Annotated in this window: 14 protein-coding genes; 4 read left to right on the plus strand and 10 right to left on the minus strand. The window is 37.0% G+C overall.

The features are described 5' to 3' along the window. Positions 1–111 precede the first annotated feature (111 nt). From G3O09_RS00435 to G3O09_RS00445, 3 genes are all read right to left on the minus strand, one after another. The gene (locus G3O09_RS00435) at positions 112–1278 is read right to left on the minus strand and encodes an FtsW/RodA/SpoVE family cell cycle protein (protein WP_163098968.1); all 1167 of its coding nucleotides are present in this window, start codon (positions 1276–1278) and stop codon (positions 112–114) included. Positions 1279–1692: 414 nt separating this feature from the next. Further along, entirely contained in the window at positions 1693–3192 is a 1500-nt protein-coding gene (locus tag G3O09_RS00440) for an N-acetylmuramoyl-L-alanine amidase family protein (protein WP_163098970.1), read from the minus strand. Between the two features lie 316 nt (positions 3193–3508). Next, the gene (locus G3O09_RS00445; RefSeq protein ID WP_163098972.1) at positions 3509–4387 is read right to left on the minus strand and encodes an NAD-dependent epimerase/dehydratase family protein; all 879 of its coding nucleotides are present in this window, start codon (positions 4385–4387) and stop codon (positions 3509–3511) included. Positions 4388–4687: 300 nt separating this feature from the next. Between G3O09_RS00445 and G3O09_RS00450 the strand changes: the two genes are divergently transcribed. Next, positions 4688–4876 (plus strand): hypothetical protein, encoded by a 189-nt coding sequence (locus G3O09_RS00450; RefSeq protein WP_163098974.1) that lies wholly within the window; start codon positions 4688–4690, stop codon positions 4874–4876. A 58-nt stretch (positions 4877–4934) separates the two neighbouring features. Here G3O09_RS00450 and yhfH read toward each other — a convergent pair whose 3' ends face one another. The 3 genes from yhfH to G3O09_RS00465 all read right to left on the minus strand — a co-directional run bounded on the left by yhfH (position 4935) and on the right by G3O09_RS00465 (position 6895). Further along, positions 4935–5066, minus strand: a complete 132-nt coding sequence (gene yhfH / locus G3O09_RS00455; protein ID WP_108670614.1) for a protein YhfH — start codon at positions 5064–5066, stop codon at positions 4935–4937. A 224-nt stretch (positions 5067–5290) separates the two neighbouring features. After that, complete coding sequence (locus tag G3O09_RS00460) at positions 5291–6631, minus strand: DEAD/DEAH box helicase (protein WP_240338288.1); 1341 nt, start codon at positions 6629–6631, stop codon at positions 5291–5293. Between the two features lie 117 nt (positions 6632–6748). Further along, positions 6749–6895: a YycC family protein gene (locus G3O09_RS00465; RefSeq protein WP_163098976.1), complete on the minus strand. Its 147-nt coding sequence runs from the start codon at positions 6893–6895 to the stop codon at positions 6749–6751. 262 nt (positions 6896–7157) lie between these two features. Here G3O09_RS00465 and G3O09_RS00470 point away from each other — a divergent pair, with 262 nt between their 5' ends. After that, positions 7158–7643 (plus strand): DinB family protein, encoded by a 486-nt coding sequence (locus G3O09_RS00470; RefSeq protein WP_163098978.1) that lies wholly within the window; start codon positions 7158–7160, stop codon positions 7641–7643. Positions 7644–7646: 3 nt separating this feature from the next. On the opposite strand, the gene G3O09_RS00475 is transcribed toward G3O09_RS00470, so the two are convergent. Beyond that, positions 7647–7967, minus strand: a complete 321-nt coding sequence (locus tag G3O09_RS00475; protein ID WP_163098980.1) for a YciI family protein — start codon at positions 7965–7967, stop codon at positions 7647–7649. A gap of 142 nt (positions 7968–8109) precedes the next feature. Here G3O09_RS00475 and G3O09_RS00480 point away from each other — a divergent pair, with 142 nt between their 5' ends. Further along, positions 8110–8325: a hypothetical protein gene (locus tag G3O09_RS00480; protein WP_163098797.1), complete on the plus strand. Its 216-nt coding sequence runs from the start codon at positions 8110–8112 to the stop codon at positions 8323–8325. A 41-nt stretch (positions 8326–8366) separates the two neighbouring features. On the opposite strand, the gene G3O09_RS00485 is transcribed toward G3O09_RS00480, so the two are convergent. Beyond that, positions 8367–8744 carry a hypothetical protein gene (locus G3O09_RS00485; protein ID WP_163098982.1) on the minus strand — a complete coding sequence of 126 codons (378 nt, stop codon included), beginning with the start codon at positions 8742–8744 and terminating at the stop codon, positions 8367–8369. Positions 8745–8850: 106 nt separating this feature from the next. On the opposite strand from G3O09_RS00485, the gene G3O09_RS00490 reads away from it, so the two are divergent. Beyond that, on the plus strand, positions 8851–9807 hold the full coding sequence (locus tag G3O09_RS00490; protein WP_163098984.1) for a bile acid:sodium symporter family protein: 957 nt from the start codon (positions 8851–8853) through the stop codon (positions 9805–9807). A gap of 171 nt (positions 9808–9978) precedes the next feature. On the opposite strand, the gene G3O09_RS00495 is transcribed toward G3O09_RS00490, so the two are convergent. Beyond that, positions 9979–10599 carry an NUDIX hydrolase gene (locus G3O09_RS00495; RefSeq protein WP_163098986.1) on the minus strand — a complete coding sequence of 207 codons (621 nt, stop codon included), beginning with the start codon at positions 10597–10599 and terminating at the stop codon, positions 9979–9981. Positions 10600–10645: 46 nt separating this feature from the next. Continuing rightward, complete coding sequence (locus G3O09_RS00500) at positions 10646–12271, minus strand: PQQ-binding-like beta-propeller repeat protein (RefSeq protein WP_163098988.1); 1626 nt, start codon at positions 12269–12271, stop codon at positions 10646–10648. Between the last annotated feature and the right edge of the window lie 114 nt (positions 12272–12385).

Raw genomic sequence — 12385 nt, forward strand, 5'->3', positions numbered from 1 at the left:
ATCACTACAATTGGCCACTAGGTTGACTCTTTACGATGCCAACTTAGAAAATGCATAAAGTATAAAAAGGGGGCGCTCAAAAGGTCTAATAAACGACCTTTGAGCCCCCTCTCAATTATCTGTTGAAAACATATACTTTTTATAATGGTACCGTATGCTAAAAATAATACCCATTCCAAGCATATTACCCAATAATGAACTTCCCCCATAACTAATGAATGGAAGAGGAATACCAGTGATAGGTAAGACACCTATCGTCATCCCAATATTTTGGAATACATGGAATGTGATCATGCTGATTACTCCGACACATATATAAGAATAAAAAGGATTTTTCGTTTCCATACCAATCTTTGTAATATGGTAGATCAGCAAGAAAAATAGGCTTATGACAATACTAGATCCGATAAACCCAAATTCCTCACCAATGATACTAAAGATAAAATCAGAGTGACTCTCCGGTAAATAGACTTCCCTGCTTCCTATGCCTTTTCCTGTCGTCTGCCCAGAACCAATAGCCAATAAAGATCGAGTTAAATGGAATCCAGTGGAACTTTGATAGTTGTATGGATCAATCCAAGAATAAATACGGCCGAATTGATACTGCTGTACACCTAGATATTTTTCTAAAATATCCGGATGCCAAATGACAAAAAACATAATGGTGGAAGCTAAAACTCCCCCAGAAGCTACTAATGGAACGAGAATTTTCCAAGTGATACCTGATATGAAGGTCATTCCTAAAAAGATGGCGATTAAAACAAGTGACGTTCCTAAATCCGGCTGTTGCATCACTAATATTAATGGAAGGAAGGTGACTAACCCTAACTTAAGGAATAGCCAAAAATCTGACTGAATCGTTTTTATTCTATTATTAGCGTTATGGTTGGTTATCACATTCGCTAAAGCTAAAATCATGAAAATTTTCATGAATTCTGATGGTTGTAATGAACCAAAACCAGGAACTTTATACCAGCTCTTTGCCCCGTTTATATATGGAGCGATACTGTCTGGAGCCACTATTAAGAATGCAAGCAATGCAACTCCAAATCCGTAGGCATACCATGAAATTTTCTTTAGCTGATCAGAATCTAGTGTAATGACGCCCAGGATAATTCCAATACCAGCTGTATACCAAACTAGCTGTTTTAATAAGAAATTCTCTCCATACTGCCCCGTCGTTTGAGCGCTATAGATAGCAACACAGCTGCATATAAATAGAAGAAAGATAATAAATGCGAGACTAAAATCTATTTTTGTATTTTGATTGTTTTGCACAACAAACTCTCCTTATGAAAAGGATTAATAAAACTTGTTACTCTCTAGTCCTTTTAAAGTTTCACTATATAATTATACTTCAATGCCGTGAAATCACAACCGACAAACTCTTCTTGGCTAATTTTTCTTTTTAAAATCAAATGAATAGGTTACCTTCTTCAACCCAACAACTTTACTTTCTTTAGAAAATTCACCATATGGGGAACCTCAAGGCGAAGATAGGGAGGTGTTGCTCTTATATACATCGTTCATAAATTTGGTAACTTGATTTTCATCAATGCTGCCAATATATGCTTTACGAAAGGAAATGAAAAAAAGAAGGCGATTCTCAAGCGTACATTCATTCTTTAATCACGATTCAATTTAAATTGAATCGTGATTAAAGAATGAGTAGCTAAAGTTGCCCTCTTTCAATTATTTACTATTAAAATATTTCACTAGTCCATCAAAAACACCTTGAGCGGCCTTTGCCTGATATTCTTCCGTCCCTAACGTTTGTTCTTCAGTAGGATTAGAGACAAACCCTAATTCTAATAAGACCGCTGGTTTTTTATTTTCACGGATAACATGGAAATTCCCATAACGTACCCCCTGGTCCTTCATTCCAGTATGCTCAATTAAGCTTTTTTGTATGGTTTCTGCCAACGATTTCTCTTTAGAAGCAGTATAATAAAAACTCATTATTCCAGAACTAGTTTTGGTAGCCACATTATAATGGAAGCTGACAAATACATCTGTATTTGATTTATGACTAACATCCACTCTTTTCTGCAAAGTTAAGTATGTATCATCACTGCGGGTCAATACTACATTCGCACCAGCACTGCGTAAAAGATCTGCAGTTTTCATCACTGTAGTTAAGGTAAGGTTTTTCTCATAATATAATAATCCAACCGCACCTGGATCTCTACCACCATGACCAGCGTCCAATACGATTGTTTTTCCTTCAAGTCCACCTGAATCTGGCTTACTAACAACTGGCATGATTAACCATGATGCAACCCATGCTTCAGTTCCATCCTTTAAAAGAATCTTGAACCAATCTTCTTCAAAGCCGATTGTTTTAAAAGTTTCTCCTTTTAATCCAAGGATTACTTGTGGATATTGAGTACCTGGGCCTGATCGAATATTGGCGTTGTCGATTAAAACAACCATTTCCTCAACAGGAGTTTCTGGGCTAGGTTCCTCAATTGAACCGCCAAGCTTTTCGCTGGATAAATATTGGGAAGCTACCCAACCTACCAGTTTATCTTTGGATACTTTCGTCCAGTTTCCTTTTACTTCACTAGCCTTAACCTCATCATTCGTAAGTAGCTTTCCTAGAATTTCCCCATTCATAGAAGGTTCGCTTCTTACATTCAATGAGCTTGCCTTTACATATAAGGTCTTAATATTGACTACTGGAGGTTTAGTAACAGGTGGTTTTGTGCTCGTACCCTTAGGTGGAGTTGTAGTCACATATTTATTAGAAACCCAGCCCTTAATCTTGCTTTCCGTCTGTATGTAATACCAAGTACCACTAATAGAAAGAATGGTAACTTTTGCATTCTTTTTTACACTACCTAATAACTTCCCTTTTTCAGAAGCCTGATTCCTAATATTTAGCGAGGTAGCGGTTATGTATCCTACTTGTTCATTTGCCTTGAGATATTGGGTAGCTACCCAACCTTTTTTCTTATTAAACTGGATTTGCGACCAACTACTCGATTTTGCTACCACTTCCACTTTTTCATTTTGTTTCAGCTTTGCCACAATCGATGCTTTAGTGTTTGGAGAAGATCGGACATTTAATATATCCGCCTTAACAACTGCCGAAGAACTTACAGCAGCATATGATGCACTTGGATGATATTGAAAAAAAACTGTGAATATCATCATGAGTGCAATCCATACCGAATACGACTTTTTCCCCATGTTGCCTCACCCCGTTTTAATTTATTTTCTTGATGAAAAAATCTTTGAATCGACTGTTTTTTCAATCATACTTCTTTTATAGTAGTTTTTTGAGGGTAAAAAGTCTTAAAGTTTTGTAGAATTATAGTAAATTATAGCATTTAATATGATATTTGTTACATTAAGTCGAAATATTCTTTTTAATTATAATGCTTTTTTCTACAAAGTAGGTCATATTACCCCGTTCGGAAGTTTAGCTAAAATATACTGTTTAACAAGGTAATATTTTACTAGAATAACAAAAAAACACGCAGGTATATGCGTGTTTTTACATTATTTACCTATTAAAATGATGAATTAGTTCATCAATTAAATGGTTCATATCCTTAAATTGAAATCCTTTACTAAGTGCGTAATCTACCTTCTGGGATAGAGAATGACCTAAATCATAAGGAGAGCGGTTATAGGAATGTTCAGATGAATACTTAACAGGCAGACCAACAATGCTGCTAATCCTATCTAAATAATCACTCATAGAGATATCTCCCGCTGATCCTGCATTGATTGGTCCACTCACATCACTTTTTGCTAGTTCAAGTAAGAAGTTTGCCGCATCAGCTGAATCTATAAATCCAAATTTAGCTTCTTTATTTGAAACCCCAACTTCTTTACCTTCCCGTATTGCATCTACATGGAATTGGAATCTTTTCGTATAATCATCTTTTCCAACTATATATGGGAAACGGACCGTTGCAACCGGCACATCACTATATTTATATAGCACTGCTTCGGACACTCGTTTTGCTTCTTTATACCCCTCTATCCCTGGATATTCTCTACGCCCCTTCAACTCAATTGGATATGTATATGGGTCATAATTTTCTTCTACCCAGTCATTACCGAAATCATAGACTGCAACGGTTGAAATAAAAACATATTTAGAGATATTCCCTTTCAACGCTTCAATACTCTGCTTTGCTTCTACTGGAGAATAGCAGCTATGGTCAAATACAAAGTCCCATTTCTTTCCTACCAAGGCTTGTGATACAGAATCTCCATTTTCACGATCTAGTTTAATCCTTTCTACTTGATCACCAAATGGATCGGCATTATTTCCTCTTGTTGCGATAGTTACTTTCATTCCTTCTTTTATCATTAATTCGACTAATCGTTTCCCCACAAATTGAGTACCACCCAGAACCAATGCGGTTTTCATAATATCCCCCTTTTATAATTATATTTTTCTAATTATTCAATCAGTTAAAATTATCCAATACATACTACTATCAGTCAACTAAATCATCTTAGGATACTACTTTAGAAATCCTTCAAACAGCATTCAACCGAGGTCGTGGTAAGTAGAATTTTTCTTTGTTACTGAATTGGTAATCTAAGCAAAAAAATAAAGTCTAACGTACCAGGCTTTAGGGTATAATCATCATTTAAGGTTAGTCCTTTCTAATTCCTTCTTTGTCATTTATACTAGTATCACAAACATTAAAGGAGCGTTATGACTATGAGTGAGCAAAACGAATCACAATCCCAAAAAAAGTTGAGTTTGCAAGATGCCATTAAACAAAAGCTAGCTCAAAAAAAGCAATCCAATAACGGTGGAGCCTCCTTAAACGGCAATACCGAAACAAAGAAGCTTACCAGCCAGCAAACGAAAAAAACAAATAATCAACGTCGCCGTATGGGCGTTTAAAAGAACAGTATAAAGGACCACACCATTCAATTTTTGAATGGTGTGGTCCTTTTATTTTTTATTCTTCTCTTTTTGAAAGGCAACGATCGCACTCCATTAAGTAGGACTCCGCTTGCTCATAAATTTTTTCCCCGCACTCACAGCAGCTCTTTTGTGGAATACTTTGATAAAATTCTACCGATCTTTTCATTAGTAATTCCTCCTTTTATATTACAGTTTTAGTTGTTTCTTTTCTGTTATAATACAGTATATATCCTTAAATACAAAATGTGAACCCCATTTTTTAAAAATTTTCAAAAAAATTACCGACATCCATGGATGGGGAAATTTATTTGACCCTTCTATGCGAATATATTTAATTTCTGAAGACAAAAAAACAATTCCACAAAATGGAATTGTTTCGTATAATGATGTTTATCTTCCTTTCGGCCTTGACGAGGATTGGCTTCGTTGGTCAGATCTATTCCTCTGTGATGAGGATGATTGGCTTCCCCTTCTTTCTCCACCATCACTTTTTCGTGGCCCTGAAGAAGATCCAGATCTAAACCGTCCTTTATTTTTAGCGATGTTTTCCTCTCTTTTCTCCTTCGCAGAAATCGGTTTTGCTTTTTTTGAACCGCTTGGATTTTGAGTGGGTAAAACAATTATTTCTCTTTTTTCAATAGTAAAGCCTAATTTTTCTTCAATCGTCTCAAGCTGTTGTCGGTCTTTTCCCGATACAAAGGTTATAGCCATGCCATCTTTTCCGGCTCTCCCCGTTCGACCGATTCGATGGACATAGCTCTCGACATCTTCCGGAATGTCATAATTATAAATATGGGTTACACCTTCAATATCTAATCCTCTTGACGCCACGTCCGTCGCAATTAAAAATTGGATTTCAGCATTACGGAATCTCTTCATGACAGCTTCTCTTTTTGCCTGAGACAAATCCCCATGCAATTCATCCACATTCAACCCTTTTTCACGTAGCTCCTGAAACAGTTTACTGACTCTTCTTATGGTCCGACAAAATACAATGCCCATGAATGGTTGAGTTTCATTGAATATTTCTATTAAAGCGCCTTGCTTGCTACGGTCAGTAGTTTCTACAATTAACTGCTTTATTTCCTTCACTGTTATTTCTTTTTCATGTACTGATATATGCTGCGGATTTCTCAAATACTTTTTTGCAAGCTTACGTACATCTTTGGAAATAGTGGCAGAGAACAATGCGGTTTGCCTAGTGAATGGTGTCTCCCTCATGATGGTTTCCACTTCGTCCAAGAAACCTATGTGCAGCATCTGATCGCATTCGTCAAGAACGAGCAAATCTACTTTTTGAAGCGATATCGTTTCTCTACGGATGTGGTCCAGCAGACGTCCAGGTGTACCCACTACAATATGGATTTGACCCTTTAAAGCTTTTAACTGTCTTTCTACATCTTGTCCACCATAAACGGCTAGAGCATGGATTGCTGGGTTCACATTTTGAATAAGCTTATTCAGCTCCTCAGTAACCTGTATGGCAAGCTCACGTGTGGGAGTAATGATGAGGGATTGAATGTATTCAGCATCCCGATCAACCTTTTCTACTATAGGTAGTAAAAATGCAAATGTCTTACCCGTACCAGTTTTTGCTTGGGCAATCAAATCTTGGCCATCTAACACTACTGGTATGGAGCGTTTTTGAATATCGGTCGGCTCTTTAATACCTTGTTTAATCAACATGTCACTCCATGTTTTTGAAATTCCTAATTGTTCAAATGGATTCAAAATAATCCTACTTTCTGTTCAAAGAGTATAGATCGGTATGATAACTACTCAAAAAGATCAGACATCGCAGAAAGCGCGGAGCCTAACCCTTTTCTTGAAGTCTTTTCTCTAGTATACCTATTTTTTATCAGTCTCATTTTTTTGAAGTTCAGCCATTTTGGCCAATAAAATATGCTGTGGCATATGCATAATCTGTTCAATCGGTAAATTTAGCGACTTGGAAAGCTTTTGTGCTGTTTCTGCAGATATTTGTAATGGTCTCATGTACGAGCCCCCTTAATTATTGTTAAACCATCTCTACTTACTATTATACACATCAAATTGAAAGAGTACTTCTATCTAAACTTTCTATTAATATTATGGCTATGTAAAAGCTCATTGTTGATTGGAGCGCCTGGAGCGCAAATCAACAGGCTAGTTTAACAGAGCCAATATTAAAAAAAAAGGATTATTTAAAATGAAGGCAAATATAATTAGATGGCAGACATTTGTTTGTACTTATTTTTTCTGAGAGGATGACTTCGTTATGAATACCAAAGATCTATTTTTAGAGCAGATTTCATTATGCCATAATACGAACGGTTGGTTTGTTTCATTAAAACATGCTTTATCAGGGCTTTCCAGTGAACAGGCATCTTGGAAAAATGGAGAATCCTCCAACTCGATTCATGAAATAGTCAACCATCTAAGTTTTTGGAACCAACGTTATTTGAATAGGTTCAAAGGAGTGCCAATCGAAAAAATGGAAGGGAATAATGATACTACCTTTCATCCTAACCACCTGGAATGGGCTAAAGCATTAAATAACCTCGAGGATATTATGCAGGAATGGGTAAATGTCCTTCAAGAGTGTGAGATTGACAAAATGGAAAGCCCACTCGACAAGGAAACAACCGCTTCATGGGCTTCCGTCCTTGCAAATCTAACGCTCCATACGGCATATCACATTGGGCAGATTGTTCATATCCGTAAACAACAAGGCAGTTGGGATCCAACTCAAGGCGTTCATTAATGACTATTCACCAAAGCTATTATTGAACAAGGCAACCTTATATGGAAACAGCTCAGCAGTCATAATTCCTTCTTTAACTGCTGGGTCATTCTCCATATATTGTCTTGCCTCTTCTTCAGATTCAACATCAAGGACCACAATTCCAAATGTTTTTTCATCCATTTGAATGGTCCGACCTGCCATAATTAATTTGTGTTCTTCCAACAGTTTTTTTAGCGCTAAGAAGTGTTCTCCTAGTATTCCATTTTCTCTTTCAGTCCAATTGCTCTCTAAAAGTAATTGTGGAATTAATTTCAGAGTATAAATATATTGCTGTTTTTCCATTTACACATTTCTCCTATTCGATTGTTTAAAACTTCATACACTTTATTCGCCAAACTTGATAGTAAAACCCTTCTCAAATAATGGGTAATGTAGATTTTTTAGGAAAAGCTATAGATAGCCTATTAATTGAGGAGGGATTATCATGAGTGAACCGAAAGACCAAGATCAATCATCAGATGGACTAATGGAGATTTTTGAAATTATCAATGCCAAAGGTGACGAAGGTGAACTAAAAGAAATCATTAATCGATATGATAATAAGACAGCTGACAAACAGGAAAATTATGATCATAATCATAACCACGATTTTTTTTATCAGGAACTTCGTGTAATTTCTGAAGATGCCACTAAAGAATAATAATATCAAACAGGAGCTGGTTAATTATCCAGCTCCTGTTTTTATGAATCTAAATACACAAGCGTAATAGATTCAAACTCGACTGTGACGGTGAATTGCTCAAATTCTTCTTTTAATCGTTTCGTCACAGTAAGCACCGCGTCCTTCCAAGCCTCTAAATTGTTTACAAATTCACGATTGGCACTGGTGGTGAAAGTAACAGTATCTTCTCCTCCTACTGGACAGTCCCATTCAGTATGGTAGATGGCCTTACTCTCATTTGCAATTGCTGATACATATATTCCCGATTCCTCATACACTTGAGCAGCAATTCGTTGCCATCCAATAGATGCTTTTAATAGTGGATTTTTTTCTTTATTTTCACCATACCCTTTATTTACTCCTAATACGATGTTAGCACGAACGGACTTTTGTTCCATGTATACTCCCCTTTGGTCTTGGCGCTGAAAACAAATTCCTTGTAAATATAAAGGTAATTCAGAATAATAAAAGATAATGTCATTGACTACAGGAGTAAGAATTACTATGAGATTACTAATACATATCCTCTCAACAAAGCTTTGGCTCCTTATCATCATCGTCAGTATATTAACCTACTATTCCCCTTTCTATCTTCAAGTACCCACATGGGTGCCAAGATTATTCTTAGGAATGGTCATTTTTTTGACTGGCTTAACAATGAACGTTGACTCTTTACGATCCCTTCGTTACAAAAAAAAGGAATTACTAATAGTCACCGTATTGAAATGGTCTGTTACAGTTCTTATTTCAATTTTATTGGCTTATTCGTTCTATTCAACTCAACCTGATTTAGCCGCAGGAACAATATTATCAGGCACCGTTCCTAGCGCAACTGCCGCAACCCTTTATACCTTTGTGGCAGGTGGAAATGCTTCATTGGTCATTGCAGCTTCATTGCTTGATGTCGCCATCAGCCCAATCATTACTCCATTAGCCATGTTAGGATTAGCCCAACACCAAGTGGCGATATCCTTCTGGGATTTGCTTCAGTCATTCTTTCTCATTGTTATTGGGCCCCTTTTCCTTGGGCTTTCTATACAAAGAATGTTTCCACAGGTTACAGAAACATCTCCCATCATCATTAGAAGCGGTTCATCATTGTCCCTTCTTTTAGTGATTCATACACTTGTCGGAGATGGGAAAGACCAATTCCATGAAGAATGGTTACTATTAGGGAAGATGATATTAGTCTCATTCCTGCAAATCTTAATTCCGATGATAATCGCCTACTACCTATCCAGGTTTTTCACTTTATCTGATGGGGACACGAAGGCTGTCATGTTCCAGGTCTCCCTATGCAATACTGCTTTAGCAGCCATCTTGGCTTTTGACATGATTGGTGGGGCCGGGGCCATTCCTCCGACAATTAATCTAATCATCAATTTATCTCTTGGAGCGCTAATATCCAATGCAATGGCCAAACGATATAAACTTGCAAATTTGGAAAACACCGATTCGTAAGCTTTAAAACAGAGATAACCGTTTCATTTGGAAAATCTGTTATCAATGATACAGTAAAAAAAGTGCTCAAGAGTGAATCAATCACGTCTTGAGCACTTTTTCTTTTAGTATTCTAATAGATATTCGTCAACAAATACAGCCGTTCCCGATATCTCCACTTCTAATAGGCTGTTACAATTTCTCCATCACTTCGAGAAAATGAAACAAAACCCTCGCAGTCAAACCCCAGATCACTTTATCTTCATAATGATAAAAATACTCATCCATATTCCTTGCTTGCCAGTTGTAATTTTCCCCGCCTGCTATGAGATGGAAAGGAAACTGTTCTTCTGGTTTAATTTGAAAATGCATTTTGTACACATTTGGTTTAGTGTGTTTAAAATGATCAAGGGGAACTGTAAATATTTCTCCCACCTCATCAGGGTTGGGTTTTATTGCTTCTGGATTTGAGATGATACCTACATACGGATATATAATTGTGCCAAAGGGCGATACCATATAATCTAACGGATATACTGAGTAGATTGTCTCCTGAGAAATACCCAATTCCTCGGATGTTTCCCTGATAGCAGTTTCACTTGGATTTGCATCTGTACCATCAATTCTTCCACCTGGAAAACAAATTTCACCCGGCTGCCTCCTTAGTTGAAGCGATCGAATTTCAAACAGCACATGTACACCATCTTCTTTTTCCAACAGCGGCAATAGGACAGCATATTTGGAAAATCGATCGCCTCCTAATATTCCTGGTTGTCGCTCTGATAATCGGTCAATCCATTTTTTCATATTCATCCTTTCACCTCTTTTATATAAAAAATAGATGGTGCTTACATGCAGATCAATGAATCTTTACACTAATAATTTTTCCACCTCTTGTCGCTACAATTACTTGCTGATTCACCACAATTGGTGAAGCTTCAATATTGGCTCCAAGATTGATCTTAGAAACGATTTTCCCTTGCCCATTAATAAGAAATAGATTTCCTACAGAATCTCCTTGAATTAAATAGGCTTTATTGTCCGTTGTATAAATCGGAACAGTAGATGACCAAGCATAATTGGTGAGAGGAAGCCTCCACTTTTCTTTTCCTGTCTTTGTATCAAAACTTATAAGCAATCCGCCATTAAAAGTTTTGTAACGAGAGATGTTAAAAATGACCTGACCTGCCAGAGGTCCTTTTCCTAAAATAGGTGTACCTAGAACTCCTCCATTCACAGGCTTTTCACCCTTTAATGAAAATCCAGGTATTTTATGTTCCCACACAACTTTTCCATTTAATCCATTTAGTTTCTGAATACGTGCAGACCCTTTTGTCCCTTGCTTATCAATTTCAGAACCAGTGTAAATATAAGGAGACTCTTGAACCGATTCCACCACAAGCGTTGCATCCGTATCATCGTAAGGGTCATTTGCCCAAACTAGCTTCTTTGAAATGATATCGAGTGCTTGGATTCCACCGTTATTATCAGAAAAATATGCGAGATTTTTATAAACTGCTATTGAATTCTCTATCCCTTGGTATTGGTTCTTCTGCTGTTTGTATCTGTATTTTGAAATAATTGGGGAAACCGTAATTTTCTTAGCAGCAGGATTATATTTGGTTTGGAGTTTGATGAAATATACGAGACCGTTTTCCCCAGCCAATAGCATAGAGTCATCGTCTCGATTAATGATCGGTGCACTATCAAAAGCTCCCCATTTTCGAAATGCAAACGAATCGATACCAGGAATAAATGCCAATAGTTTTCCGTCTATCAAACTATAAATACGATATCCAATTTTCCCAACCTCAGGGATGCCTTGTCCAACATACAGCAAAGGATACCCTCTAGGATCTAATGCCACACTACCTTTGATTGGGTTACTGATGGATATTGGATTTCTTGTTTGTTTTCCCGTATCTGAATCCAAGAAGTACACCTTTCCATCCAGTGATGCATAGACAATTTCCTTCAATCCTGCTTTTTTCTTAAATGCAGGAAACAGGTTCATAATATTTTTTTCCCTATCATTCCACTGGATTACGCTAGCTTGTCCTGTCCATCCAGCACCGCCACCCCAATTCTTAGAAAGTGACGTCTTCATCTCCCACTGCCTTACAAGTTTATTCTGCTTAATTGTGGTTTTTCCCATAGAAGCGGTATCCCGCATTCCATTTCCACGGAATGTAAGAATCCCTTCCACAGATTGATAGTGTTCTGGAAAAGGTTTTGTGAATGTTTTATTAGAATTACTGAAAGAATAGGAGACTTTTTTACTGCTAGGTAGTGGGGTAGCAGGTATCGGATTCCATGGTTTTACCTGCACTTGAGTGGTTGAATTATTGCTTAGTAGGGTATGAACTTCTTTGCGTTGCAATTGAATATCTTTTTGGTCCAGATTCATTCCAACATGTATCGCTTCTTGACACCCTGTAAGCATAACAAGAGCCATTACTGCAGCAGCACATTTTTTCTTTCTCATCTTCACACTCCCACCCCAAACTTCTCTATCTTTTTTCATTTATATTCCCTATCAATCCTATAAATTCCTTGTTAGTTTTGTTGAATAATTTTCTGATAGTATAAAAATAGGCTT

This window comes from Peribacillus alkalitolerans, assembly GCF_010882125.1.
GTDB classification, from domain to species: Bacteria; Bacillota; Bacilli; order Bacillales; family DSM-1321; genus Bacillus_BN; species Bacillus_BN alkalitolerans.

Excerpts from the sequence above, each read along its gene's own strand:
- G3O09_RS00445 (WP_163098972.1), bottom strand. The coding sequence starts at position 4,387 with ATGAAAACCGCATTGGTTCTGGGTGGTACTCAATTTGTGGGGAAACGA.
- G3O09_RS00470 (WP_163098978.1), top strand. The coding sequence starts at position 7,158 with ATGAATACCAAAGATCTATTTTTAGAGCAGATTTCATTATGCCATAAT.
- yhfH (WP_108670614.1), bottom strand. The coding sequence starts at position 5,066 with ATGAAAAGATCGGTAGAATTTTATCAAAGTATTCCACAAAAGAGCTGC.
- G3O09_RS00480 (WP_163098797.1), top strand. The coding sequence starts at position 8,110 with ATGAGTGAACCGAAAGACCAAGATCAATCATCAGATGGACTAATGGAG.
- G3O09_RS00490 (WP_163098984.1), top strand. The coding sequence starts at position 8,851 with ATGAGATTACTAATACATATCCTCTCAACAAAGCTTTGGCTCCTTATC.
- G3O09_RS00450 (WP_163098974.1), top strand. The coding sequence starts at position 4,688 with ATGAGTGAGCAAAACGAATCACAATCCCAAAAAAAGTTGAGTTTGCAA.
- G3O09_RS00500 (WP_163098988.1), bottom strand. The coding sequence starts at position 12,271 with ATGAGAAAGAAAAAATGTGCTGCTGCAGTAATGGCTCTTGTTATGCTT.
- G3O09_RS00440 (WP_163098970.1), bottom strand. The coding sequence starts at position 3,192 with ATGGGGAAAAAGTCGTATTCGGTATGGATTGCACTCATGATGATATTC.
- G3O09_RS00495 (WP_163098986.1), bottom strand. The coding sequence starts at position 10,599 with ATGAATATGAAAAAATGGATTGACCGATTATCAGAGCGACAACCAGGA.
- G3O09_RS00465 (WP_163098976.1), bottom strand. The coding sequence starts at position 6,895 with ATGAGACCATTACAAATATCTGCAGAAACAGCACAAAAGCTTTCCAAG.
- G3O09_RS00485 (WP_163098982.1), bottom strand. The coding sequence starts at position 8,744 with ATGGAACAAAAGTCCGTTCGTGCTAACATCGTATTAGGAGTAAATAAA.
- G3O09_RS00475 (WP_163098980.1), bottom strand. The coding sequence starts at position 7,967 with ATGGAAAAACAGCAATATATTTATACTCTGAAATTAATTCCACAATTA.